This window comes from Bradyrhizobium sp. CCBAU 45384, from assembly GCF_028128665.1.
Classification (GTDB): Bacteria; Pseudomonadota; Alphaproteobacteria; order Rhizobiales; family Xanthobacteraceae; genus Bradyrhizobium; species Bradyrhizobium manausense.
In genome coordinates this window covers 44,211-69,745 of the sequence record NZ_LBIZ01000119.1, presented here as the reverse complement: position 1 = coordinate 69,745, position 25,535 = coordinate 44,211, and the positions used below count along the sequence as shown (strand labels likewise).

24 protein-coding genes are annotated in these 25,535 nt (G+C 63.5%); 15 read left to right on the top strand and 9 right to left on the bottom strand.

All coding sequences use genetic code 11. From position 1 onward, the window contains the following. Window positions 1-89 precede the first annotated feature (89 nt). The gene (locus XH80_RS36835) at window positions 90-1,610 is read left to right on the top strand and encodes a caspase family protein (protein WP_271602858.1); all 1,521 of its coding nucleotides are present in this window, start codon (window positions 90-92) and stop codon (window positions 1,608-1,610) included. Here the strand turns inward: XH80_RS36835 and XH80_RS36830 are convergent. After that, on the bottom strand, window positions 1,607-3,208 hold the full coding sequence (locus tag XH80_RS36830) for a M81 family metallopeptidase (protein ID WP_271602857.1): 1,602 nt from the start codon (window positions 3,206-3,208) through the stop codon (window positions 1,607-1,609). The two genes, XH80_RS36835 and XH80_RS36830, sit on opposite strands and share 4 nt — an antisense overlap. 11 nt (window positions 3,209-3,219) lie before the next feature. After that, entirely contained in the window at window positions 3,220-4,560 is a 1,341-nt protein-coding gene (locus XH80_RS36825; protein WP_271602856.1) for an MFS transporter, read from the bottom strand. Between the two features lie 101 nt (window positions 4,561-4,661). Between XH80_RS36825 and XH80_RS36820 the strand changes: the two genes are divergently transcribed. The 4 genes from XH80_RS36820 to XH80_RS36805 all read left to right on the top strand — a co-directional run bounded on the left by XH80_RS36820 (window position 4,662) and on the right by XH80_RS36805 (window position 9,045). Next, on the top strand, window positions 4,662-5,576 hold the full coding sequence (locus XH80_RS36820) for a LysR family transcriptional regulator (protein WP_271602855.1): 915 nt from the start codon (window positions 4,662-4,664) through the stop codon (window positions 5,574-5,576). Between the two features lie 69 nt (window positions 5,577-5,645). Continuing rightward, window positions 5,646-6,893 carry an FAD-dependent oxidoreductase gene (locus tag XH80_RS36815; RefSeq protein ID WP_271602854.1) on the top strand — a complete coding sequence of 416 codons (1,248 nt, stop codon included), beginning with the start codon at window positions 5,646-5,648 and terminating at the stop codon, window positions 6,891-6,893. Between the two features lie 180 nt (window positions 6,894-7,073). Beyond that, on the top strand, window positions 7,074-7,844 hold the full coding sequence (locus tag XH80_RS36810) for an outer membrane protein (protein ID WP_271602853.1): 771 nt from the start codon (window positions 7,074-7,076) through the stop codon (window positions 7,842-7,844). Window positions 7,845-8,238: 394 nt separating this feature from the next. After that, window positions 8,239-9,045 (top strand): outer membrane protein, encoded by an 807-nt coding sequence (locus XH80_RS36805; RefSeq protein WP_271602852.1) that lies wholly within the window; start codon window positions 8,239-8,241, stop codon window positions 9,043-9,045. A gap of 67 nt (window positions 9,046-9,112) precedes the next feature. On the opposite strand, the gene XH80_RS36800 is transcribed toward XH80_RS36805, so the two are convergent. Both XH80_RS36800 and XH80_RS36795 read right to left on the bottom strand, forming a co-directional pair. Beyond that, window positions 9,113-9,883: an SDR family NAD(P)-dependent oxidoreductase gene (locus tag XH80_RS36800; RefSeq protein ID WP_271602851.1), complete on the bottom strand. Its 771-nt coding sequence runs from the start codon at window positions 9,881-9,883 to the stop codon at window positions 9,113-9,115. Between the two features lie 21 nt (window positions 9,884-9,904). After that, a complete protein-coding gene (locus tag XH80_RS36795; RefSeq protein ID WP_057745043.1) occupies window positions 9,905-10,090 on the bottom strand; it encodes a hypothetical protein in 186 nt (61 codons plus the stop codon). Window positions 10,091-10,231: 141 nt separating this feature from the next. Here XH80_RS36795 and XH80_RS36790 point away from each other — a divergent pair, with 141 nt between their 5' ends. Continuing rightward, on the top strand, window positions 10,232-10,882 hold the full coding sequence (locus XH80_RS36790; protein ID WP_271602850.1) for a hypothetical protein: 651 nt from the start codon (window positions 10,232-10,234) through the stop codon (window positions 10,880-10,882). 63 nt (window positions 10,883-10,945) lie between these two features. On the opposite strand, the gene XH80_RS36785 is transcribed toward XH80_RS36790, so the two are convergent. Beyond that, on the bottom strand, window positions 10,946-11,731 hold the full coding sequence (locus XH80_RS36785) for an outer membrane protein (RefSeq protein ID WP_271602849.1): 786 nt from the start codon (window positions 11,729-11,731) through the stop codon (window positions 10,946-10,948). 421 nt (window positions 11,732-12,152) lie between these two features. Next, the gene (gene parE, locus XH80_RS36780) at window positions 12,153-14,201 is read right to left on the bottom strand and encodes a DNA topoisomerase IV subunit B (RefSeq protein WP_271602848.1); all 2,049 of its coding nucleotides are present in this window, start codon (window positions 14,199-14,201) and stop codon (window positions 12,153-12,155) included. Between the two features lie 275 nt (window positions 14,202-14,476). Between parE and XH80_RS36775 the strand changes: the two genes are divergently transcribed. From XH80_RS36775 to argC, 3 genes are all read left to right on the top strand, one after another. Further along, window positions 14,477-15,007, top strand: a complete 531-nt coding sequence (locus tag XH80_RS36775; protein WP_057745026.1) for a DedA family protein — start codon at window positions 14,477-14,479, stop codon at window positions 15,005-15,007. A gap of 325 nt (window positions 15,008-15,332) precedes the next feature. Continuing rightward, window positions 15,333-16,001, top strand: a complete 669-nt coding sequence (locus tag XH80_RS36770; RefSeq protein ID WP_271602847.1) for an FMN-binding negative transcriptional regulator — start codon at window positions 15,333-15,335, stop codon at window positions 15,999-16,001. Then, window positions 15,998-16,981 carry an N-acetyl-gamma-glutamyl-phosphate reductase gene (gene argC / locus XH80_RS36765; RefSeq protein ID WP_271602846.1) on the top strand — a complete coding sequence of 328 codons (984 nt, stop codon included), beginning with the start codon at window positions 15,998-16,000 and terminating at the stop codon, window positions 16,979-16,981. Before XH80_RS36770 ends, argC begins: the two co-directional genes overlap by 4 nt. A 184-nt stretch (window positions 16,982-17,165) precedes the next feature. On the opposite strand, the gene XH80_RS36760 is transcribed toward argC, so the two are convergent. Together XH80_RS36760 and XH80_RS36755 are read right to left on the bottom strand one after the other, a co-directional pair. Next, window positions 17,166-17,564: an MAPEG family protein gene (locus tag XH80_RS36760; RefSeq protein ID WP_057754556.1), complete on the bottom strand. Its 399-nt coding sequence runs from the start codon at window positions 17,562-17,564 to the stop codon at window positions 17,166-17,168. A 58-nt stretch (window positions 17,565-17,622) separates the two neighbouring features. Next, the gene (locus tag XH80_RS36755; protein WP_271602845.1) at window positions 17,623-19,452 is read right to left on the bottom strand and encodes a PHA/PHB synthase family protein; all 1,830 of its coding nucleotides are present in this window, start codon (window positions 19,450-19,452) and stop codon (window positions 17,623-17,625) included. Between XH80_RS36755 and XH80_RS36750 the strand changes: the two genes are divergently transcribed. From XH80_RS36750 to XH80_RS36725, 6 genes are all read left to right on the top strand, one after another. Next, window positions 19,430-19,693, top strand: a complete 264-nt coding sequence (locus XH80_RS36750) for a hypothetical protein (RefSeq protein WP_271602844.1) — start codon at window positions 19,430-19,432, stop codon at window positions 19,691-19,693. The genes XH80_RS36755 and XH80_RS36750 overlap by 23 nt on opposite strands. A 12-nt stretch (window positions 19,694-19,705) precedes the next feature. Then, on the top strand, window positions 19,706-19,981 hold the full coding sequence (locus XH80_RS36745) for a hypothetical protein (protein ID WP_271602843.1): 276 nt from the start codon (window positions 19,706-19,708) through the stop codon (window positions 19,979-19,981). Between the two features lie 210 nt (window positions 19,982-20,191). Further along, a complete protein-coding gene (locus XH80_RS36740) occupies window positions 20,192-21,412 on the top strand; it encodes an LL-diaminopimelate aminotransferase (protein WP_057754565.1) in 1,221 nt (406 codons plus the stop codon). A gap of 28 nt (window positions 21,413-21,440) precedes the next feature. After that, a complete protein-coding gene (locus XH80_RS36735) occupies window positions 21,441-22,757 on the top strand; it encodes a homoserine dehydrogenase (protein ID WP_271602842.1) in 1,317 nt (438 codons plus the stop codon). 158 nt (window positions 22,758-22,915) lie between these two features. Beyond that, window positions 22,916-23,917: a class II fructose-bisphosphatase gene (gene glpX / locus XH80_RS36730; RefSeq protein ID WP_057754573.1), complete on the top strand. Its 1,002-nt coding sequence runs from the start codon at window positions 22,916-22,918 to the stop codon at window positions 23,915-23,917. Between the two features lie 121 nt (window positions 23,918-24,038). Next, window positions 24,039-24,758 carry a haloacid dehalogenase type II gene (locus XH80_RS36725; RefSeq protein WP_271602841.1) on the top strand — a complete coding sequence of 240 codons (720 nt, stop codon included), beginning with the start codon at window positions 24,039-24,041 and terminating at the stop codon, window positions 24,756-24,758. 13 nt (window positions 24,759-24,771) lie between these two features. Here the strand turns inward: XH80_RS36725 and XH80_RS36720 are convergent, their stop codons facing one another. Beyond that, on the bottom strand, window positions 24,772-25,437 hold the full coding sequence (locus tag XH80_RS36720; RefSeq protein ID WP_271602840.1) for a GntR family transcriptional regulator: 666 nt from the start codon (window positions 25,435-25,437) through the stop codon (window positions 24,772-24,774). Window positions 25,438-25,535 lie beyond the last annotated feature (98 nt).

Genomic DNA, 25,535 nt, shown 5'->3' with positions numbered 1-25,535 from the left:
CTGGTTGAACCGCGGCCGTGGCTGGACCGACTATCAGAGCAAAGGCGCAAGGGGCCCGACCGGAGCCATGCTGCAAGGGGAATGTTAACATGACGCGTCGGCTTCTGAGAATTCTGGTGGCCCTTGGTGTGGCGGCGAGCCTCACAGGGGTGGCAAGCGTTGCACATGCCGAAAAGCGCGTCGCGCTCGTGATCGGCAACAACGACTACAAGAACGTGCCGAAGCTCGTGAAGGCCGTCAACGACGCCCGCACCATGGGCGACACGCTGAAGCAGCTCGGCTTCCAGGTGATGGTCGCCGAGAACCAGAACCGTCAGCAATTCACCGAGACGCTGCTCGCCTTCGACCGGGCGATCGAGCCGGGCGACACCGCGTTCTTCTTCTATGCCGGCCACGGATTCGAGATCGCGGGCCAGAACTATCTGTTGCCGACCGACGTGCCGGCGGCGACCGAGGGCCAGGAAGAGCTGGTGCGCGACGCCTCCATTCTCGCCGACCGTGTCGTCGAGCGTCTCCAGAACAAGAAGGCGCGCACCTCGATCCTGGTGTTCGACGCCTGCCGCAACAATCCGTTCGAGCGCGCAGGCACGCGCGCGGTGGCCGGCGGCGGGGGGCTCGCGCCGATGACGCAGCTGCCTGAAGGCGTGTTCTCGGTGTTCTCGGCCGGCCCGCGCCAGACCGCGCTCGATCGTCTCTCCAACGACGATGCCAATCCCAACTCGGTGTTCACGCGCACCTTCGCCAAGGAGCTGCTCCAGCCCGGCGAGAACCTCGTGCAGGTCGCGCAGCACACGCGCCGTCTGGTCAGCGAGATGGCCGACACCGTCAGGCACAAGCAGGTGCCTGTCTATTTCGACCAGATGGTCGACGACGTCTTCCTCAGCGGCGCGGCGAAGGATGCGGCGGCCGCGGCGCGGCCCGCCGATCCGCCACCGCAAAAACTCGCCTCGCTGCCGCCGGTGTCGGTGCCGCGCGTGCCGAAGGAAGAAAGCACCAATGCGCCGATCGCGAGCTTCTCCCGGCACAATGGCGGCTGGAGCGTGACGTTCTCCTTCGCCGATCCCACCATTGGAATTTCATGGCGCATGGCCGGCAACGGGGATTTCCGCGAGACCGGCTTTATCGATACGCTCGACCCTCGTACCCGCAAGCGGATGCCGAACCCCTCGATCGAGCTGCCGACGGATGCGCAGGCCGGCACCATCGAGGTCCGCTACGTCGATGCTTCCGGCGAGATGCAGGGGCCGTTCCCGATCAAGTTCGATCCCGAGGCGGCGCTGATCCGCGACCAGCGCAAGATCCTCGACATGACCGCGACGAGCTGGCTGTCGTTCCGGCAGTTCAATGGGCTCCTGGTTTATTATTCCCACCTGGTGTCGTACCGCTGCGCGATCCGCGAGGCGCGCATCGGCATCGACACGGCGGTGCCGGACAGGGTGCTCAAGCTGCCGCCTTGCGATCTCCGCGATCCCTCGGCCATCACCGCCGGCATGCTGCTCTATGAGAAACTGCCGCCCGCGACGCAGTTCATGTCGGTCGAATTGACCTACCGTGACGGCAGCGTGTCGGAGGTCAAGAGTTTCCGCACGGCGAACCGCAGCAACAATTAAGCGGTTCGGTTTGCGCGGTGAGGCGGCTTTGATTTCTGCCGATCCTCTGCCGCACGGTGCGTTGAAGTTTCGGGAGCGAGAGGAAATACGCGAAGCGTATCCAGGCGCTCGTAGGGCAGGAGCCGGAGGTCGGCGCCGCCGTGGTCGGGCGTATCCACGATCAGGATTTCCTCCGCCAAACCTTCGTAGAAGGCGCGGAAATGGGTCTTGGAACGAAGCACGATGATGTCGAAGTCTTCAGGGCGCAACCCGAACACGCCGAATGCATCACCATCGACCGCGAACGCAAAGGCGCTAACGACGCTCACCGATACGCCATCGACGTCGAGCAAGGCCGTCATTCCGAGGTCGACGGGCATGCCATGCATGTAGGACCCCGACACGCGGTATGACTTGGGGCCAGCCCACAGCACGCGTGCGATCACGTCCAAGGTCGGTCCCGCCTTCTCCGAGCTGTGGCCGCCAAGCTGAAGCTTCACCATCGCGCCAACACCGGCATCGAACGCCCTCTGCGCCGCGGCCGCATCCCAGAGGAATGGCACGGCAGACCTTGCGACGCGACGCTTCAGCAGCTCCGCCAGCAAGTACGTGGAATCGTTCATTCGGTCCGCGTGCTCGACCAGGACGTATGGACGTCCCTTTGCGTCGCGCCGTGTGAGGCCTGCGCACGCCCGGGAGACCGCTGACTCCGCGGTGTAGACGTCGAAGGGCCTGTAAAGCGCGTGCCGTTCGCGCCAGACCCGGTCTGACAGATGGTCCGCGATCCTCTGAGCGCGCGCGGGGTCGCCGTCCGTGACGCACAGCGCCGAGAAGCCTGCATTGTGCGCGTCCGCATAGGAAAAGCCCGCCATCAGCGAAATGTCGGTGTAATGCTGGCTGTCGTGTTCGATCCGTTGTCCTTCCTCGATAATGTCCGCCAGGGGGCGCAGCGCGGTCGCACTGAAGATCGACGGAACGAGCACGCCCGGCTTAGCGATTGCCCATGCCGGCGAAATCTCTCCCCGCAGCGTGCGCAGCATGCAGAGGGCGGCCCGGCGTCCCGTGTCACCCGTGTCCGTGTGCGGCGATTTCCGATAGGCGAACGCCGCGGTCGCGTTCTTCAACGTGTCCGCGTCGATGTTGCCATGGTAGTCCAGGGCGACGATCAAGGGTTTGTCTTTCCCTAAGACGCCACGCACCGTGTCGATGATGAAGCGCTCAGGGTCTGGATAGGATGCCGTCCAGCACGCGCCGTGGAGGAAGAGCAGCACGCCATCCAGGTCCGGGAGTGCGCGGATACTGACTGCCATCTCGTCCGCATAGCGTCTGACCGCCTCGTCGGTCGCAGGTCCGACGGCGCCGAGGGCGGTGTGGACGAGGGGGACCAACTCCACGCTGTCCTGTTCGCAGACGTCGATGAAGCCTCCCATCACCGTGTTCGTACCTCGGAGCTCTTCGACGATGCGATTCCCGCGCAGGGCCACTTGCTCGAAATCGTCCCAGGTCGAGGCGACCGGCAGAAAACTCACGGACTCAATATGAAATCCGGCGACAGCGATCCGAAATGGCTTGCGCGGGCGAGGGTCGGGAAGACGGGGAATTGGAGCCTTGTAGAGCACTACGACACCTCCTAGGCCGAGACGACAGGCCGGGCCATCAGGTGCCGCGGAATCGCAAAGATCAGTCCGGCCGCGGCGAATAGCCCGATCGCCAGCAGCGAAACGCCGGCCGTATTGCTGCCGGTCAGTTGACCGAGAAGGCCCAGGATCGTCGGACCGGCAAATCCGGCAATGGCCGCTCCGATATTGACGAGCCCCGCACCACTGGCCGCAGCGGTCCCGGCAAGCACGCGCGATGGCAGGCTCCAGAACATGGCGAGCGTGCACTGGATGCCGGAGATGCCGACGGTCAGGCACAAGAGGGAGAGCGCCGGCACGTCTCGCATTGTCACACTTGCGACCAGGGCGACTCCGCCAGCGATCAGCGGCAGCGCGGTATGCCAGAGCCTCTCGCCGGTCTTGACCGAGTGGAACGAATTGATCAGCATCGCGCAGGCGGCGACGAAATAGGGTAGGGCAGTTACGACGCCGATCTGGAAGTTCGTCAGCCCGCCGATGGACTTGATCATGCTCGGCATCCAGAACACGAGGCCGTAATTGCCGAGGTTGTAGAGAAACGTTGTCGCGAACAGAATCCAGAGCGTCGGCTCACGCAATGCAGGTAACAAGCTCGTTTGTTTGTCCCGGGATTCCTGGGTGAGCTCCCGCAGCACCAAAGCCTTCTCGCCGGGTGTCAACCATTCGACACCGTCCGGTCGTTCGACAATCGATTTGGTCGCGAACAGCCCGAGCAATATCGCCGGCAGCCCTTCGAGCAGGAACATCCATTGCCAACCCGTCAGGCCGTAGCCGCCGTGGGTCGCATCCATGATCCAACCCGACATCGGGCCGCCGACGATCACCCCGAGCGGCAGGGCGAGGAACAGCAGGGACATCACCTTGCTCAGCCTGTAGGAGGGAAACCAGAGGCTGAAGCAGGCGATCACGGCCGGGAAGAAGGCGGCCTCCGTGACACCGAGCAGGAATCGAAGCGCGTAGAAGCTGGCCTCGTCTCGGGTCAGCAGCGTCGCCACGGAGACGAGCCCCCATGCGATCATCGATCCCGCGATGCACTTCCTGGGGCCGTGGAGCTGAACCAGATAGCCCGCGGGCACCTGGAGCAGGAGATATCCGATGAAGAACAAGCCTGCACCGAGGCCATAGGCGGCCTCGCTCAGACTGAGGTCGTGGACCATGCCGAGCTTGGCAAATCCGACGTTCACCCGGTCCAGATAGCCAAAGAAATAACAGACCAGAATGAACGGAACGATACGAAGCACGATCTTCCGATATGTGGCATCGGCCTCGGTCACATCGGATGATGCGGCCGCCACAATCGGCATTGACGAGGCAAGTTGCTGCTGGGTGGGCATCGGTGCTACCTGTTCCCTTTGGTTCGGCTATCCCGGGGATCGTAGGAACCGTCATCATTGAGGTCCAATGCGGGTTCGCTTGCGACTGATGAGAGCGCCGCATGAAAGTCGAGAACGCTGAACTCGAGGCCTTCGTGATCGCGGCAGAGCTGCTGAATTTCCAGCGCGCCGCCGAGAAGCTTCATCTCACCCAGCCCGGTCTGTCGCGCCGGATCCAGAAGCTGGAGCAGACGCTGGGTGTCGAACTGTTCAGCCGCACCACGAGGTCGGTGGTCCTCACCGGGGCCGGACGCCACTTCCTTCCAATGGCTCGCCAGCAGATCAACAACCTGAACGGAATGCTGGATTCGATCCGCGAGGTCGCTGAGAAGCGCTTTGGCAAGATACGGGTGGCCAGCATCCCTACCGTGGTCTGCCAGGCCTTTCCGTCCTTGCTGAAGACGTTCAGCGGGCGTCATCCAAACGTCGGTGTGCAGGTCTTCGACGGCAATCAGGACTTTGTCGTTCGCCACGTATTGTCGGGCTTGGCCGAATTCGGGATCGGCGTTGACCCCGGGGAAGATCCGGATCTCACGTTCACGCCGTTGCTGGCTGATCGCTTCGTTCTGGCCATGCACAAGGATGACACGCTCGCCGCTCGCCAGGAGATCACGCTGCAAGAGCTTCAGGCTACGGCAAAGGTTCGGCTCGTCATCGGCGGGCGCGACAGCGGCAACCGTCTCCTGCTGGAGGTATTGCTCGGAAATGCCGCCCTGAAGCTGCGATGGTTTTACGAAGTCGAACACGTCTCCTGCATCCTCGGATTGCTGGAAGCGGGTGTCGGCTGCGCGATCCTGCCGGCGACGGCGCTGCCGACAAGCTCCGGCTCCAACATCCGGGCCATTCCGATCGCTGCGCCCGAGATCAAGCGGACCGTGGGCGTCGTTCGGCACCGGTCCTTGAGCATTTCACCGATGGCCAGCGAGTTCCTCGATCTGGTGACCCGTCATCTTGGTTCCGGCACGGTGAGCCAATGAACGCGGGTAGCGAAGTAAAGTGGTGCTGTTATCCTGTTTACGGATCCACTTGCCAGTGAGGTCAGGATCATGGCGGCAGCGACCTCGGATCAATCCGCATCACGTTCCATAAAAGTCCGTTGCTGCATCGTTGGCGGCGGACCTGCGGGCATGATGCTCGGCTATCTCTTGGGACGCGCCGGCATCGACGTCGTGGTGCTGGAGAAACATGCTGATTTCTTCCGCGACTTTCGCGGCGACACCGTGCATCCCTCGACACTTCAGGTGATGGACGAGCTCGGCCTCATCGACGGCTTCCTCAAGCTGCCGCATCAGCGCTTGCAGAAGATGGACGGCCTGTTCGGTGGCACCAAGGTGCGGATCGCCGATCTCAGCCGGCTGAACACGAAATACCCTTTCATCGCCTTCATGCCGCAATGGGACTTTCTCAATTTCCTGCGCGAGGCCGGCAAGCGTTTCTCCTCGCTCGAAGTGCTGATGAGCACGGAGGCTGTCGACCTGATCCGGCGGGGCGAGACCATCGCCGGCGTCCGCGCAACGACGCCAGACGGTGACGTCGACATCGAGGCCGATCTCACCATCGCCTGCGACGGCCGGCACTCGACGGTGCGCGAGCGCGCAGGCCTTGCCGTCGAGGAGATCGGGGCGCCGATGGACGTGCTCTGGTTCCGCGCGGGCCGCAGGCCGGACGAGACCGAGAACCTGTTTGCGCGCATCGAGCCCGGCAAGATGATGGTCACCTTCGACCGCGGCGATTATTGGCAATGCGCCTATGTCATCGCCAAGGGACAGTATGATGCGGTGAAGGCGAGGGGACTGGGGGCGCTGCTCGACGATGTGGTGCGCATGGCGCCGGTCCTCAGGCACGGCATCGCCGACGTCAAGAGCTTCGATGACGTGAAGCTGCTGACGGTCGCGATCAACCGTCTGAGCCACTGGACGCGACCCGGGCTGCTTTGCATCGGTGACGCCGCGCATGCGATGTCGCCAGTCGGCGGCGTCGGCGTCAATCTGGCCGTGCAGGATGCGGTCGCGACCGCAAACCTGCTCGCCGAGAAGCTGATGCGGGGCTGCCCATCCGAGGCTGAGCTCGATGCCGTCAGGCGTCGCCGCGAATTCCCGGTGAAGATGACCCAGGCGATGCAGGTGGTCGTGCAGAACAACATCGTCAGCAGCGCGCTGAAAGGCACAGGTCGGCCGTTCAAGGTGCCGCTGATCCTGCGCCTGATCTCCGCTTGGCCGTGGCTCCAGGGCATTCCCGCGCGCTTCATCGCCATCGGTGTGCGGCCCGAGCACGTGCATTCGCCGGCATCCTGACGCAGCGATTTGATAGGGATAACGCCGCGTTAAATTGCGGCGTCCGCGTTGCGCGCCAGCAACAGCGGTCCGGGATTCAAAGACCGCCAAATGCCAATCCGGCGCCTTAACTTTGTTGATTCAAATTTGAGTAAGAACTTGCGTGTGAGCGTGCGCCCATCAAAGGACACGGGATGTACCATGCGTAACAAATTGATTGCCGCCTTCGCCTGCACGACCGCTCTGGTTTCGACCGGCGCTGCTTCCGCCGCCGATCTCGCCGCGCGTCCTTACACCAAGGCGCCTGCTTACATCGAGCCGTTGTTCAACTGGACCGGCTTCTATGTCGGTGGCCACATCGGTGGCGCCTGGACCAACGAGCAGTTCATCAACAACGGGACCGGCGCGCCGTTCGGCGACCTCGTTCCGGGCCAGGGCTATCGCCAGCGCGGCGCCGGCATCATGGGCGGCGCCCAGATCGGCTACAACTGGCAGGCCAATAACTACGTGTTCGGCATGGAGGGCACGATCTCCGGCCTCGACAACAAGGGCACCGTCGTGAACACCGCGTTCGGTGCGGGCGATGACGTCTTCACCTGGCGTACGAACGTTCTCGCGACCGTCGTCGGCCGCGCCGGCTTCGCCGTTCAGAACAACCTGTTCTACGTCAAGGGCGGCTATGCCGGCGTGAACAACCGTCTCAACGTCAGCGACACCGTCGGCGTGGCTCAGGGCTCGGGCGGCCAGACTCACTGGGCCAACGGCTGGACTGTCGGCGCCGGCTGGGAATACGGCATCACCCGCAACTGGATCGTCGGCCTCGAGTACAATTACGCGGCCTTCGGCAGCCAGACCTATCAGCTCGGCGGCCTGTCCGGAAACTACACCTTCGACGCCAAGCCGCGCGACATCCAGTGGGCGGTCGTCCGCGCCAGCTACAAGTTCGACGCACCTGTGATCGCGCGCTACTGAAACCGAAAAAGAAAACGGTCAGTGCCAGACTTCAAAGCCCCGGGCGTCGCCCGGGGCTTCTTTCTTTTGCGAAATTAAGCGCAATCCCCGGGACCCGGGATCGGCTGACGCGTGCGATCTTTTTTCCCGAAGCGAAGAAGAGACGTCGCGCCCTACCTCGTGGGATTGACGCCAACAGGACTATGATCCTTTTGCGTGTATAGGTCGGTATGTCTGACCTTTGCGTGCGGAAAAGGTCACTGTTTCGCGGATAGTGCATGCGAGCGAGCGGGAACTGCAGATTGTGCCTCGCTGCCCGAGATGCGCTTTGTATAAATCGACTCAACGGAGCGTTCGCTCTTGCAGTTCTTCCAGGGGGGCATGGATGAAAAAGACATTTGCTTTGACAGCAGGAATGTCAATTCTGCTTGCGATTTCGGGCGCGGCGTCCGCCGCCGACATGGCGGTCAAAGCACCGCCGATGGTTCCGCCGCCGGTGTTCAACTGGACCGGTTTCTACATCGGGGGCTTCGTCGGCGGTGCGGTCGCAGACCGCGACGCATCCGCGAGCGAGCCGGCCAATGCCGCCGGTTTCTTCTACAACGGGACGGGGCTCAACACCCCCTATAGCCTCGGCGCGAGCTTCATCGGCGGCGGCACGATCGGCTACAACTGGCAGAGGCCCGGCACCAACTTCGTGCTCGGTATCGAAGGCGAGGCCGGCTATCTTCACCTGAATGGGTCAAGGCAGGACGTCAACGCCGCTGCGTTTGGCCTCGCGCTTCCCGATAGTGTGAATACCACCCGCATCGGCGATGCCTATGGGGTGATCGCAGGGCGCGCCGGGTGGGCCGTCAACCAGGCATTGCTCTATGTCAAAGGTGGCGTCGCTTTCGTCGCCAACTCCTACAGCTTCAATGATTCCTGTGTCGGCGCTGGCCCGCCCGGCTGCGGCGGTGGCGCGCTCATCACCCGCCACAGTGACACGCAGGTGACCTACGCGGTCGGAGCTGGTGTCGAGTATGCCTTCAACACCAATTGGTCCATCAAGGGCGAGTATCTCTATCTCGGTACGCAAAAGACATATACCCAGTCCGGCGTCCTCACCGCTGGAGGCGGCGTTGGGACCGTGTACACCAACAGCAACTCCGACCCAGGCGTTCACACGGGCAAGATCGGCGTCAATTATCGTTTCGGCGGCCCGGTGGTCGCAAGGTACTAGTCTCTCCGGAGTTGCGCTGCCTACGAAGCCCCGGCTGATGCCGGGGCTTTTGTCGTGAGAACGTTCGTTACGCCATCACCGAGAAGCCGCCATCGACCGGGATCGCCGTGCCGGTGACGAAATTCGAGGCTGATGAGGCGAGGAACACGGCGATGCCCGCGAAGTCGTCGATGTCGCCCCAGCGTCCCGCGGGGGTGCGCGCGAGCACGCGCTCGTGCAGCCCTGAGACCTGCTGTCGCGCACCGCGCGTGAGATCGGTGTCGATCCAGCCCGGCAGGATCGCGTTGACCTGGATGTTGTCGGGCGCCCAGGCGTTGGCGCAGGCGCGCGTGTACTGCACGATGCCGCCCTTGCTTGCCGCATAGGCGGTCGCGAAGCTCGCGCCGAAGATCGACATCATCGAGCCGATGTTGATGACCTTGCCGTTGCCCGATGCCTTCAGGGCCGGATAGGCCAGCTTCGAGCAGACGAAAGCGCTGGTGAGGTTGGTGTCGATCACCTTGTTCCACTCGTCGAGCTCGAGCTCGTGCGGCGGCTTGCGGATGCTCATGCCGGCATTGTTGATCAGGATGTCGATGCGGCCGAGATCTCTGACGACGCGGTCGATCATCGCCGCGACCGCGGCCTTGTCGGTCACGTCGGTGGTGACTGATATCGCCTTCACGCCGCGCGCCTTGAGATCGGCGACGGCCGCGGTCGATTTGGCTTCGTTGCGTCCGACCACGGCGATGTCGGCGCCGGCGTCGGCGAGCCCATGCGCAAGGCCGAGCCCGATGCCACCATTACCTCCTGTGACGATCGCGACCTTGCCGCGGAGATCGAACCGGTTGGATGTCATGCTTTTGCTTCCTGGTTTCTTTTATTGGTTGCTCTGCCAGATCAGGACCAGCCCGAAGCCGGCCATGGCCGCGCCGTAGCCAGCCCATTGCAGCTGGTTGATCATGAAGCTCGATCGCGGCCAGGCGAGGGTGCCCGTACCCTGTCCGATCCAGAGCAGCCCGACAGCGAGGGCAAACAGGCCTGCGACTAGCAGAATTCTGCGCATGGATTCCTCCCTGTCGGTCTGATTCTGTCGCGACCCCCGGCAGGAACGATCGCCGCCGGTCACGAAAACTTCCCGCAAGACTAGCCGTAGCTTCAGTTCGGATACAATGGCCGCGGACGCGAGACCGCGGGGAGGATGTCCGTGCGCAAGCTGATCTCGAGGCGCAGGGTGATTTTGGGCACGGCTGCTGCGGCCGTCCTTGTCGCTGCTTATGCCGGTATTCCGCGCCAAGCGGATCTGCGGGCTTTCGATCCGGCCGAAATGGCCCGGCTCGAGACCGCGATGTGGCGCGACTATTACGACAAGCGCTATGCCGCGCTGTTCTACCATCTCTACGCCTCGACGCGGACGCAGTTCGGCTTTTCTCTGCTTAGGAGCCTGCATATCGCGTTCAGTGCCGCCGAGGCGGCCAAGATGTTCCAGCCGACGCACTCACGACAGGAAGCCAATGCGGCGCTGCCGGCTCTCGTGGCCTACTATCGCGATTACGCGGCGGCCGCGCCCGTGGCGTTTGACGTGGAGCAGGCAGCCCGGCTCGAGCTCGATTGGTGGCAGGCTCGGCGGGAGGCGGTCGGTCCCCGTGACTACGGCCTGACCATCGCACGCGTGGCCGCGCTGACCTATGGCAAGAGCGTCGACGACGCAGGGATCAGGCACTTTGGGGTCACGCGGGCAGACGCCATGGCGTTCCGCGATGCAAAGGGCGAAGCTATCACCGAAGCCGATTGGGTCGCGATCGAAACCAAGCTCGTGGACGCCTACCAATCGTTGAAGGCGAGCGTTGCGCACTAGCAAGGCCCACAACGAAAAAGCCCCGGCGATGCCGGGGCTTTGACGCTCGATCGTGAGATCGGATCAGTACTTGGCGACGACCGGACCGGTCCAGTTGAAGCGGTAGACCAGCGAGGTCGAGATGGTCTGGTTCCAGCTGTTGGCGCGGATGCTGTTCACGCCGGTCGGCAGGTTGGTTGCGTCGACGATTTCGTCCCGGGTCTTCGCGTCGTAGAAGGCCGAGCGGTATTCGGTCTTCATGAACCAGCCGGGCGAGGAGATGCCGAAGATGTTCAGGCTGTTCTCGACGCCGCCGCCGACGAACCAGCCGTTGCGGTTGTAGCCGTTGAGGTGGAGGCCGGTCGGGCCGCCAGCCAGGTTGGTGAAGCTGGTGCTGCCGAAGTGGGCGCCCGAGTAACCGCCGTTGACGTAGGACAGAACGTTCGGCGCGACCAGCCAGCCGAGGCGAACGCCGGCGGCCCAGGAGTCTTCCAGCTTCTGGCGGCCGGTGAGGCCGAGGATCGGATCCTGCACCGTGCCGCGGATGCTGCCGAACTGACCGTCAGCGAACACGCCGGCGACCCAGGTGCTGTTGAACTGCCAGTCGTAGCCGAGACCGACGGTGCCGAACCAGCCCGAGCCACCCTGACGCTGGGTGATGGTGAGGGGGGTGCCGGTCGTCGTCGAGACGATGCTCTGGTCGGAGTTCGAGAGACCGCCGCCGGCGCCGCCGAAGACGTAGAAGCCGGTCCAGTTGGCAACCGGAGCAGCCATCGGGGCCTTCACGTAGGGACGGGCAGCCAGGTCGGCAGCGGAAGCCGAACCGGTCATCGCCGCAACCGCCGTCAGAGCGAGTGCAATCTTCTTCATGATTAAATCCCCAACCTTGGCAGGCGCGAGCGCACTGAAGTCCGTGTGATCTGATGCCCGGACTATAGACGGTTCTCGCCGAAATGCTGTTGCAGGGCAGGCACAGTCGCCGGAAAACGCCGGTCGCCCGGGTTGCATGACGTCGTCATAGGAATCCAGAAAATGTGAGTGATTTCATATCATTGCATGTGTTTTGAGATTCGTGGCCCGGGGTAGGTTTTCGTTAGGAGTTCGCCTTTGTCCGAAATGCAGGCAATCCTGCCTCAACCGTGGCGCTGCCTGGCCCCTATGAGTCGCCGGCTGAGTCGCACTCTCGGGAGACGGATCGCCGTGGTTGAATAACCGGGAAGGGCCGGTGCAGCGCCCCCAAAATGAAAAAGCCCCGGCCTGAGGCCGGGGCTTTTGAGAGGGAATCGTAGGGTCATACGTCGAGCAGCTCGTCGCTGGCGAACTCGGCCTTGTCGGAGATGAAGGCAAACCGCGCTTCGGCCTTGGTGCCCATGAGGCGCTCGACCGAATCCGCCGTGGTGTCGCGGTCATCAGGCAGCAGGACCACCTTGAGCAGCGTCCGCTTGCTCGGATCCATGGTGGTTTCCTTCAGCTGCGCCGGCATCATCTCGCCGAGGCCTTTGAAGCGGTTCACCTCGACCTTGGCGTTGGCGTTGAAGGCGGTCTTGATCAGCTCGTCCTTGTGCTTGTCGTCGCGCGCGTAAACCGACTTGTTGCCGTGGGTCAGCTTGTAGAGCGGCGGCACCGCGAGGAAGAGGTGGCCTTCGTCGATCAGCTTCGGCATCTGCCGGTAGAAGAAGGTGATCAGCAGCGAGGCGATATGCGCGCCGTCGACGTCGGCGTCGGTCATGATGATGATGCGCTGATAGCGCAGATCCTCTTCCCGATAGTGCAGAAGCTGTCCGCAGCCGATTGCCTGCACGAGATCGGAGAGCTGGGCGTTCGCGGTGAGCTTGTCCTTGCCGGCGGAGGCCACGTTGAGGATTTTTCCGCGCAAGGGCAGTACGGCTTGGGTCTTGCGGTCGCGCGCCTGCTTGGCGCTGCCACCGGCCGAGTCACCCTCGACGATGAAGAGCTCGGAGCCTTCGGTGCCGGCATCGGTGCAGTCGGCGAGCTTGCCGGGCAGGCGCAGCTTCTTGCCCGCCGTCTTGCGCGCCGTCTCCTTTTCCTGACGGCGACGCAGCCGCTCCTCGGCGCGGTCGATGACGAAGTCGAGCAGCCGGTTGGCCATGTTCGGATTGCCCGACAGCCAATGGTCGAACGGATCCTTCATCGCCTGTTCGACGATGCGCTGCGCTTCGGCAGTGGCGAGACGATCCTTGGTCTGGCCCTGGAATTCAGGCTCGCGCACGAACACCGAGAGCATCACAGCGGCGCCCACCATCACGTCTTCCGAGGTGATGGACGAGGCACGCTTGCCCTGGCCGACGCGCTCGGCGTGATCCTTCAGGCCACGCAGCAGCGCGCTGCGCAGGCCCGATTCATGCGTGCCGCCATCGGGCGTCGGCACGGTGTTGGTGTAGGACGACAGGAAGCCGTCGGCATCAGCGGTCCAGGCCACGGCCCATTCGCAGGCGCCGTGCGCGCCGTTGCGGCCTGACTTGCCGGAGAAGATATCGGGATGCACCAGCGTGTCGGCGTGGATCGCCGCGGCCAGATAATCCTTGAGGCCGCCGGGGAAATGGAAGGTTGCTTCCGCCGGCACGTCCTCGACGCCCTTGAGCAGCTCGGGCGCGCAATTCCAGCGGATCTCGACGCCGCCGAACAGATAGGCCTTCGAGCGCGTCATCTTGAACAGGCGCTGCGGCTTGAACGCGGCCTTAGGCCCGAAGATGTCCGTGTCCGGCTTGAAGCGAACGCGCGTGCCGCGGCGGTTGTTGATCTTGCCGAGATCCTCGAGCTTGCCCTTGGGGTGGCCGCGCTCGAAGCTCATGCGGTAGAGCTTCTGGCTGCGCGCGACCTCCACCTCGAGACGCGAGGAGAGGGCGTTCACCACGGAGATGCCGACGCCGTGCAGGCCGCCGGAGGTCTCGTAGACCTTGCTGTCGAACTTGCCGCCCGAATGCAGCGTGCACATGATGACTTCCAGTGCCGACTTCTTCGGGAACTTCGGATGCGGATCGACCGGGATGCCGCGGCCGTTGTCGGTGACGGTGAGGAACCCGTCAGCGGAGAGTTCCACGCCAATGAAGGTTGCGTGCCCCGCCAGCGCCTCGTCCATCGAGTTGTCGATGACTTCGGCGAACAAATGATGCAACGCCTTTTCGTCGGTGCCGCCGATATACATGCCAGGCCGGCGCCGCACCGGTTCCAGGCCCTCGAGCACCTCGATGTCAGCGGCCGTGTAATCGGCCTCGCCGCCACTGGCGCGCGGGGCGGCCTTCGCGGCGTTTGCGCGCCCCTTTGGCTCATTGCCCTCGAACAAATCGTCTTTGGCTTTCGTTTTCAACTGTTTGGACATATATCTTGATGTGTTTTGAGGGCCGCGGAGGCGGCGAATCGGTTGGCCTGACTATGCCACTTCTGGCTCCCAAAGGTCACTGTTGGGCAGACCCGGCGCTGTGGGTGGGAGTTAATGCCGGCAATTTTACGCCGCAAGCTGGCCAAGTCCCGGCAATTTGACGCCTCGGTCGGTTCCAGCCTGGTCTTTGTGACTTGATGTCACACAAGTCCTTGGCTTACCAGTCTTTCCTATCTGGCAGGACCTCAAGGCGGGGCGGGAAGGCTATTTTTTGAATGGAGCAGTTTGCGCATGCACTGGCCGATTTCGTGCGCCTCCATCAGGCCTGGGCTGCTCCGATCGTGTTCCTGCTGGCGTTCGGGGAATCGCTGGCTTTCATCTCACTCCTGATCCCGGCCTGGGGGGCGCTGGTCGCCATCGGCGCGCTGATCGGGGTGAGTGGCATCAGCTTCTATCCGATCTGGATTGCCGGTGCGATCGGCGCCGCCCTCGGCGACTGGGTCTCCTACTGGTTCGGCTATCGCTACAAGGAGCACGTCGCGCAGATATGGCCGCTCTCGCGCTATCCGGAAATCCTGCCGAGGGGCGAGGCCTTCGTACGCAGCTGGGGCGTGCCCAGCATCTTCATCGGCCGCTTCTTCGGTCCCTTGCGCGCCTCCGTGCCGCTCGCGGCCGGCATTTTCGAAATGCCGTATTGGAGCTTCCAGGCGGCCAATTTCGTCTCGGCACTGGTCTGGGCCGCGGCGCTTCTGCTGTTCGGCGATGTGATCGCCAGGATCATGGAATGGATCTGGCGGCTGATTTAATTCCCGTCATTCCGGGGCGCTCGCAAAGCGAGCGAACCCGGAATCTCGAAATTGTGTCGCGAGATTCCGGGTTCGATGCTTTCGCATCGCCCCGGAATGACAACCATCACCTTGACGGGAACTGCATCTGGCCTTATAGCCGCGCGCCATGATCAACGCCGCGACCATCCTGTTCGCCCGTCGCCGCCGCCGCACTCTTGCGGTTTGGGCGGTCGATCGCGTTTGAGATCATCGTCTTTGCCGCTGGACCCGATCCGCGGCATTCTCTCTCCTGTCAGCGCGATCTGATCCGGCGGCCCCCGAGGAGGCCCAGCAGGAGACTACGATGTACACGCCACCCCATTTCAAGCCGGATCGCGCCGCGAGCCTGAAATTCGCAGGCGAACGCGGTTTCGGCATCATGTGTGCTTTCGACGGCAGGAAGCCGATCGCTTCCCCGCTGCCGTTCTATTTGACCTATGCCGTCGACGGCACGCCGCAGGTCGCCTTTCACGTCGCCCGTCACAATCCGATGGTAAAGCTGGCAGACGGCACGGCGTCCTGGCTGCTCGCGGTGACCGGTCCTGATGCCTATGTCTCCGCGGACTGGTACGTGTCCCCGGATCAGGTGCCGACCTGGCTCTATCAGTCCGTGCATCTGAGCGGGCCGGTACGGGTGTTGTCCGACGACGAACTGTCGGTGCAGGTCGACACTCTCAGCGAGAAGTTCGAGAAGCGGCTCCTGCCGAAGAAGCCGTGGACGTCGGGTAAGATGACGGCGGGCCGGCTCGCGGCACTGAAGAAAGGGATCGTGGGTCTGGTCATGACGGTTGAGGATGTCGAAGGCAGCTTCAAGCTCAACCAGCACAAATCGGACGCCGATTACACGGCGATTGCCAATGCGCTCGGCGCGCAAGCCGATGCCGACGCGAGAGAGATCGCGCAACTGATGCAGGACGTAAGGCCTGAGGCCTTCGCGAACGAAACCAACACGCTCGAAAGGACGGCACCATGAGCCTCACCGAGACGACGAAAGCCCCGACCTCGGGCGCAGCAAGGAAGCCTGCCACCGTCTTCGTCGATGGCGGCTCCGGCACCACCGGGCTCGGCATCAACGAGCGGCTGAAGCTCCAGAACGATGTCGTGGTGAAGACGCTTCCCGACGACAAGCGCAAGGATCCTGCGGCCAAGAAGGCGCTGATCGCGGAGGTGGATCTCGTCATCCTCTGCCTGCCCGACGATGCCGCCAGGGAGACGGTGGCGCTGATCGATAGCATGGGTCCCTCGGGGCCGAACGTGCTGGACGCCTCGACCGCCTACCGGGTCGCGCCCGATTGGGCCTACGGTTTTCCGGAGCTGGCGCCGGACCAGGCCGGCAAGATCAAGGCCGCGAAGAAAGTCTCCAATCCCGGCTGCTATCCGACCGGCGGCATCGCGCTGCTGCGGCCGGTCGTCGATGCCGGCCTGTTGCCGGCCGACTATCCGATCTGCGTCAACGCGGTGAGCGGCTATTCCGGCGGCGGCAAGTCGATGATCGCGAGTTTCGAAGACGGCAGCGCGCCGTCCTTCGAGCTCTACGGCCTCGGCTTCGAGCACAAGCATCTGCCGGAGCTGCAGCTCTATTCGAACCTGACGCGTCGGCCGATCTTCATCCCCTCGGTCGGCAATTACCGGCAGGGCATGCTGGTCTCGATCCCGCTGCAGCTCGACACGCTACCGGGCAAGCCCAGCGGCGCGGACCTTCAGTCCGCGCTGGCGAAGCGCTATGCCGGTTCGAAATACGTCAAGGCGATGCCGCTCCAGAACGAGGCGAGCAAGGGCGGCCGGCTCGAGCCCGAGGCTCTCAACGAGACCAACATGCTCGAGCTCTATGTCTTCGCCAGCGACAAGTATCACCAGGCGGTGCTGGTCGCGCGGCTGGACAATCTCGGCAAGGGCGCTTCGGGCGCAGCCGTGCAGAACATGCGGCTGATGCTGGGCCTGCCAGAGGAATAAGGCGACAGCCTATCCGTCGTCACTGCGAGCCACCGGGTCCGCGCGCAGCGCGGCCCGATGACAGGCTCCGCGAAGCAATCCAGGACCTCTCACCGCGAAGACGGTCTGGATTGCTTCGTCGCATCAGCGCAAAATTGCTTCGCGATTTTGTCGCGCGCTCCTCGCAATGACGGTGGAGAGAGCCTCAAAACACCTTGAAGATCGCCAGCGCCAGCACGGCCTGTGCCAGGAAGCCGACGGTGAAGGCGAGGGTGCGAAACACCGGAATGCCCAGCGCATAGACGATCAGATGCGCAACGCGCGCCCAGAAATAGACGACGCAGGCGAGCACCGTCCATTTCGTGGAATAGTCGATCGCATTGAGGATCAGCACCAGCGGCGCGAACAGCACGAGGTTCTCGACCGCATTGTCATGCGCGAACATCAAACGGTTCGCCCATTCGGCTTGCGGCTTGTCGCCGCGCGTGGGGTTGGCCATGGCGCCGCTGAGGCCGCGAACCTGGCAGCGGTTGATGGTGTAGGGGATCCAGAGGATCCCGGTCAGGATCACCGTACAGGTCAGCCAGAACAATTCGCGCGTCATAACCCGGTCCCCTCTCAACTCGATGTCGTGAGCTTATACGAAAACGCGCAGCCTTGCGCTATGCGCGCACCCTGACATAGCTGCCGGGCGCGTCCTCGATGGGCGGGAAGGCCTCGCTCCCGACGCTGCGCGCCGGCACTTCCTCCGGATCGAGCCCGCCCAGCCATTCGCGCCAGTCCGGCCACCACGAGCCCTTGTGCTCCACCGCGCCCTTCATCCACTCCGCGACGTTGGCGGCCTTGATGTTGTCGTTGGTCCAGTACTGGTACTTGCCCGAGGCCGGCGGATTGACGACGCCGGCGATGTGGCCGGAGCCTGACAGGACATACTTCACCGGCCCGCCGAAGAATTGCGAGCCGTAGAGCACCGATTCCGCCGGCGCGATGTGGTCCTCGCGCGTGGCGAGGTTGTAGACCGGCACCCTGACCTTGGAGAGATCGAGCAGCGTGTTGTCGAGCACCATGGTGCCGGTCGACAAGCGGTTCTCCAGGTAGCAGTTGCGCAGATAGTAGGAATGGTTGGCCTGGGTCATCCGCGTCGCGTCGGAATTCCAGTGCAGCAGGTCGAACGCGCTCGGCTGCTGGCCCTTGAGGTAATTGCTGACGACGTAGGACCAGATCAGGTCGTTGGAGCGCAGCATGTTGAAGGCCATCGCCATCTTGGAGCCCTCGAGCACGCCAGAGGCCTTCATGTCCTGCTCGAGCGAGGCGATCTGGTCTTCGTCGACGAAGACGAGAAGATCGCCGGCATGGGTGAAGTCGACCTGCGCGGCAAAGAACGTCGCCGAGGTCACGCGCTGACGCCGCTTCTCGGCGAGCCAGGCCAGCGTGGTCGCGAGCATGGTGCCGCCGACGCAATAGCCGGCGGTGTGCACCTTCATCTCGCCGGTGATCTTCTCGATCACGTCCATCGCCGTGAGCGGGCCTAGCTTCATGTAGTCTTCCCAGCTCTTGGAACCGAGCTTCTTGTCGGGATTGACCCATGAGATCACGAACACGGTGATGCCCTGGTCGACGCACCACTTGATGTAGGATTTCTCCGGCTTGAGATCGAGGATGTAGAATTTGTTGATCCAGGGCGGCACGATCAGGAGCGGGGTGCGCAGCACCTTCTCCGTGGTCGGAGAATACTGGATCAGCTGCATCATCTCGTTCTGGTAGATCACCTTGCCAGGCGTCGTCGCCATGTTGACGCCGACCACGAGGTTGTCCGGGTTGGACTGGCGGATCTTCAACATGCCCTTGCCGGCGGCGATGTCCTCCGCCAGCATGGTCAGGCCGCGCGCCAGGTTCTCGCCGCTGCTGGCAACGGTCTCGCGCAGCACCTCCGGATTGGTCAGCACGAAGTTCGACGGCGAGATCGCGTTGGTGACCTGCTGGACGTAGAACTCGGCCTTGCGGCGCGTCGCCGGATCAAGCTCGGCGTCGCGGACCAGCTCCTGCGCCCATTTGCTGGAGAGCAGATAGAGCTGCATCACGAAATCGAAAAACTGGTTCGACTTCCATTCCGGATCGGCAAAGCGCTTGTCGCGCGGCGAGGGCGCGATCGCGGGCTGCGCCTCCTGGCCGGCCATTCGCCGTGCCGCTGAGCCCCAGAGATCGAGATAATCCTTGGCGAGCTTGGTCTGCAGGTCGGACGAGCGCGACTGGTCCGATAGCCAATATTCGGCGACCGTGGTGAAGGTCTTGACGACCTCGGTGAGCTCGGCCGGCGGGCGGTCCTGCACCTCGCCGCTTTCGCGCGGCTTCAGATACGCGGCGAGCGCCTTGCCGCCGCTCTCCATCGCCCGCGCGACATTCATCGCGAAGGCTTCCGCATCGAACTTCGTTTCGGACTTTGACCCTGACGTCGAGCCAGGCTTGGGCATGTCGGTCGTGACGGTACTCATGAGGACAACAGTAACGATTCATTCCGTATTCGTCACCGCGAAGCTCGCCGGTTTCGCGCGAAACAGGCGCGAAGATGTGCTGCACTGCGACAATGCTTCTTGCTTTTGTCACAATCGCGGTGCACGTCTCGTGCCGTGGGCCTTGGAAGATTTCTCGCTCGTGCCATTTGTGGGCAGCAATGGTTTGAGCTTGGGCGGGTTGTTGGCTAAGTTGCCGGCAGCCTTGCGTTGGGACGAGTAGGGGAATTCCCAAGTGTTGGCGTTGTGGGACCTGCAAAAGTCGCGGCTCGTGTGCTGTGCGCTGCTGACCGCAGCTTTCATGCTGGGCGGCTGTTCGAGCCAGCTCGCGGATATGTCTGCCGCCGACACGCCCGCTCACCCCAAGGAGCCTGCCGGCTATTTGCCGGTGCACGATTTGCCGCCTGACCGCGATCAGGCCATCATCCCGCCGGACCAACGCGCCAAGATCGAGGCCGAGCTTGCGGCCGCGCGCGACCGTCAGGCCGTCGCGGCCAAGGATGCCAAATAAGGCCGCGTAATCGCTGGCGCCACCGCCACTCCGTGCTAAAAAGACTTCAATTCAGCCGAGAGTCAGGGCGAAGGAGTTCAGTCCTTGCCGCCGAAAATTACTCCAAGTATCTGATTTTGAGTGATTTTCGCGTGCCGGGCGATGTCTCCTGGAAGGAGTGTCATTGCTCCTCGATTCTGCCCTGACCGGTTGCCCGGAGCCCAGAGACCCATGGAAGAATTTTACCGCATCCGCCGCCTTCCGCCTTACGTGTTCGAGCAGGTCAACCGGGCCAAGGCGGCCGCGCGGAACGCTGGCGCCGACATCATCGATCTCGGCATGGGCAATCCGGACCTGCCGGCCCCGCCGCATGTGCTGGAGAAGCTCAAGGAGACGCTGGGCAAGCCGCGCACCGACCGCTATTCGGCCTCGCGTGGCATTCCCGGCCTGCGCCGCGCCCAGGCTGCCTATTACGACCGCCGCTTCGGCGTGAAGCTCAACCCCGACACCCAGGTGGTGGCGACGCTGGGCTCCAAGGAGGGCTTTGCCAACGTGGCGCAGGCCATCACCGCGCCGGGCGACGTGATCCTCTGTCCGAACCCGAGCTATCCGATTCATGCCTTCGGCTTTTTGATGGCGGGCGGCGTGATCCGTTCGGTGCCCTCGGAGCCGACGCCACAATTCTTCGAGGCGGTGGAGCGGGCGATCGTGCATTCGATTCCGAAGCCGCTCGCGCTCGTGGTCTGCTATCCCTCGAACCCGACCGCCTATGTCGCGAGCCTCGATTTCTACAAGGACCTCGTCGCCTTCGCGAAGAAGCACGAGATCCTGATCCTGTCGGATCTTGCCTATGCCGAGGTCTATTTCGACGAGAGCAATCCGCCGCCCTCGGTGCTTCAGGTACCCGGCGCGATCGACGTCACCGTCGAGTTCACCTCGATGTCGAAGACCTATTCGATGGCCGGTTGGCGCATGGGCTTTGCGGTCGGCAATGACCGCGTCATCGCAGCGCTCGCCCGCGTCAAATCCTACCTCGATTACGGCGCCTTCACGCCGGTGCAGGTCGCCGCGACCGCGGCGCTGAACGGCCCTGACGACTGCATCAAGGAGATGCGCGACACCTATCGCAAGCGCCGTGACGCACTGGTGGAATCTTTCGGTCGCGCGGGGTGGGAGATTCCGCCGCCTGAGGCTTCGATGTTCGCCTGGGTGCCGCTGCCGGAGGCGTTCCGCAGTGTCGGCAGCATGCAGTTCGCGACGTTGATGGTGGAGAAATCAGGCGTTGCGGTCTCGCCCGGCGTCGGCTTCGGCGAACATGGTGAAGGATATGTCCGCATCGCCATGGTGGAAAATGAGCAACGGATCAGGCAGGCCGCACGCGGCGTGCGCCGCTTCCTTGAAAGCGGCATCGAAACGTTGCACAACGTCGTTCCACTCGCCAACCGGCGCTAATTCTCTTCTGCAGGTTCACTCAAGCATCATGGTTGCACCCCTGAAAGTGGGCATAGCGGGGCTCGGCACCGTGGGCGCCGAAGTTGTCCGTTTGATCGAAACGCAGGCGCGCGTGCTTGCGGGCCGCAGCGGCCGCGGCATTCGCGTCGTCGCCGTCACCGCACGTTCGAAGGCCAAGAAGCGCGGCATCGACCTGCGCGGCGTCGAATGGGCCAAGGATCCGCTTGCCCTCGCCACGCATCCCGAGGTCGACTGCTTCGTCGAGCTGATGGGCGGCGCCGGCGATCCCGCGCTCTCGGCGGTCGAAGCCGCGCTGAGCACTGGCAAGTCGGTTGTCACAGCCAACAAGGCACTGCTGGCCAAGCACGGAATCAAGCTGGCAAAAGCCGCCGAAAAGCACGGCGGTGCGCTGAATTTCGAGGCAGCGGTCGGCGCTGCGATCCCCGTCATCAAGACGCTACGTGAAGGTCTTGCCGGAACCGGCATCAATCGCGTCTACGGCATCCTCAACGGCACCTGCAATTACATCCTGACGCGGATGGAGCAGGAGGGCCTGTCGTTCGCCGAGTGCCTCAAGGATGCGCAGCGGCTCGGCTATGCCGAGGCCGATCCGTCCTTCGACGTCGACGGCCACGACACCGCGCAAAAGCTCGCGATCCTCGCCAGCCTTGCTTTCGGCACGAAAGTTGCTCAAAGCGCGGTGTATGTCGAAGGCATCTCCTCCATCGCGCCGGAAGATCTTCGCGCGGCCGCCGATCTCGGTTACCGCGTCAAGCTGCTCGGCGTTGCCGTTCGCACCGCCAAGGGCATCGAGCAGCGCGTGCATCCGACCATGGTTCCCAAGACATCCTCGATCGCGCAGGTGATGGGTGTCACCAATGCGGTTACGATCGATGGCGAGGGCATTCCGCCGATCACGCTGGTCGGCCCGGGGGCGGGTGGAGCTGCGACCGCATCCGCCGTCGTTGCCGATATCGCCGACGTCGCGCGCGGCATTCGCGCCAATCCGTTCGGAAGGCCGATCGCGCAGCTGCACGACACCAAGAAGGCACCGATGGAGCGCCACGAAGGCGGCTATTACATCCGCCTGCTCGCGCGCGATTTCCCGGGCACCGCGGCTGCAATCGCGACCCGGCTCGCCGAGCAGAAGATTTCGATCGAGTCCATCGTGCAGCGCCACCCTAATGGCGGCGCTGCACCTAGCGACGGCAAGGCGGTGCCCGTGCCCGTCATCCTGATCACCTATGCCACGCATGAGGACGCGGTGCGCCGCGCGCTCGCGGCCGTGCAAAAGGACAAGGTGATCAGCGGGCGGCCGCAAGTCATCAGGATTGAGAAGAACTAGAGCATGATCCGGACCCGAAGGACCGCGTCAGCCCAAAGTGTGCAGCGGTTTTCCGGAAAGATCATGCTCAAACGATAAGACAGTTCGAACGAACTGTGGGTGTTACGAGTTGATGCGGACGGAGATTTCCGTCCCAAACGCTTCGAAGGAGTTAGCCGATGTCGACCCATATTTCAGTGCCGCCGCAAGCATTGCTCGAGCGCATTCTCACGCTGGAGATCGTGCGTGTGACGGAGCGGGCGGCGGTGTCGTCGGCGCGTCTCCGCGGGCACGGGCAGGAGAAGGCCGCCGACCAGGCCGCCGTCGACGCCATGCGCCGCGAGCTCAACAAGCTGCCGATCCAGGGCACCATCGTGATCGGCGAGGGTGAGCGCGACGAGGCGCCGATGCTCTTCATCGGCGAGAAGGTTGGCGTCAACGCCGGCCCCGAGGTCGATATCGCGGTCGACCCGCTCGAAGGCACCACGCTGTGTGCCAAGAACATGCCGGGCTCGATCGCCACCATGGCAATGGCCGATGGCGGCACGTTGCTGCACGCCCCCGACGTCTACATGCAGAAGCTCGCGATCGGTCCCGGCTACGACAAGGGCGTCGTCGAGCTCGATGCATCGCCGGCCGACAATGTCCGCCGCCTCGCCAAGGCCAAGGGCGTCAAGCCCGAGGGCATCACCGTTCTCGTGCTCGACCGTCCGCGCCATGCCAGCATCATCGAGAGCGTGCGCTCGACCGGCGCTGCCGTCCGCCTCATCACCGACGGCGACGTTGCCGGCGTGATCCACACCGCCGACCCCGACAACACCGGCGTCGACATGTATCTCGGTACCGGCGGCGCGCCGGAAGGCGTGCTCGCGGCCGTGGCGCTGCGCTGTATCGGCGGCCAGATGCAGTGCCGCCTGATCCTCGATTCCGGCGAGAAGATCGAGCGCGCGGCCAAGATGGGCGTCAACGATCCCAAGATGATCTACGGCATCGAGGACATGGCGCGCGGCGACTGCCTGTTCGCCGCGACCGGCGTTACCACCGGTTCACTGCTGTCGGGCGTCAAATTCCGCAAGGACGGCGTGATCGAGACCGAGACGGTGGTGATGCGCTCCGTCACCGGTACCGTGCGCTACATCAAGGCCGAGCATCGCGAGCTCGCGAAGTTCCATCTGGATTGACGCGAAGCGTCATTCCGGGGCTCGCGAAGCGAGAACCCGGAATCCGGAGATTGTAGCGCGAGATTCCGGGTTCGCGCTCCGCGCGCCCCGGAATGACGAAAATAACAACCAGGGAAGCGCCATGTCCGATCTCTCCGCCGTCAAAGCCCTGATCTTCGACGTGTTCGGCACCGTCGTGGACTGGCGCACCAGCTTGATCACCGACTTCATGTGGTGGGGCAAGGGCCGCGGCATCAGCGCCGACTGGACCGCGCTCGTCGACGGCTGGCGCGGCACCTATGTCGCCTCCATGCAGGACGTGCGCGAGCATCCCGAACGCGGCTATGTGATGCTCGACGATCTGCATCGCCGTTCCCTGGAAAAGCTGGTCGAGAAATTCGCCATCAAGGGGCTCACGGACGCCGACCTCGATCATCTCACCAAGGGCTGGCACCGCCTCAACCCCTGGCCCGACAGCGTCGCCGGCCTGACACGATTGAAGACGAAATTCGTGATCTCGCCGCTGTCGAACGGCAACGTCGCGCTGCTCACCAACATGGCGAAGTTCGCGGGCCTGCCCTGGGACCTCATCATGTCGGCCGAGCTGTTCGAGCACTACAAGCCCGATCCCGAAACCTATCTCGGTGCCGCAAAGCTGCTGTGCCTCAAGCCGGAAGAGGTGATGATGGTCGCCGCCCACAATGGGGATCTCGCCGCTGCGCAGAAGAACGGCCTGAAGACCGCGTTCGTCGCCCGGCCGACCGAGTACGGGCCGCACCAGAAGGTCGATTTCGAGGCGACCGGCCATTGGGACATCGTCGCCAAGGATTTCGGCGGCATCGCCGACAAGCTCGGCTGCTAGGCAAGCCGCCGCCTCACGCAATCTTCAGCGCAGGCTCGCTCGTTTCCGTCTCCGCAAATCCCGCCTGCAAGACCTCCTCACGCTTGTGGCGCAGATGCGCGCGCAGGACGTGGGAGAGGCCGACGCCGTCGCGGCGCTGGAGCGCGTTCAGGATCGCCTCGTGCTCCGTCACCGCAAGCGCCCAGCGCTGCGGCGTCATCGGCGTGACATAGCGGGCACGGCGAATCCGCGCGGTCACGGATGCGTAGAGCCCGGTGAGGACGGGGTTGCCGGCGGCGTTGACGATCCCCTCGTGGATGGCGCGGTTGCCGCGATAATACTGGATCAGATCGCCCTCGCGATAATGCTGCACCATGGCTGCATGGGCCGCGGCGATCTCGGCGATCTCGTGATCGGTGATGCGCTCGCAAGCGAGCTCGCCCGCCAGCGCTTCGAGCCCCTGGCAGACCTCGAACAGGTCGCGCATGTCCTTGTCGGTGAGCTTCGCTGCGCGCGAGCCGCGATGCGGCAGCAGCTGCACGAGGCCCTCGGCGGCCAGCACCTTGAGCGCTTCGCGCAGCGGCGTTCGCGAAATTTCCAGCCGCTCGCACAGCTCGCGCTCGGGAATCCGCGCGCCCGGCGGGATCTCGCCGTCGAGCAGAATCTCGCGGATGCGGCCGACGACCTCCTCATGCAGCATGGGGTACTCTCTATTTTGAATGCAAAAATGATCCAATAGACGAAAGTCAGGTAATTATATCTTGAAAAACCAAAATTTTGCATTCAAAAATGCAAAAA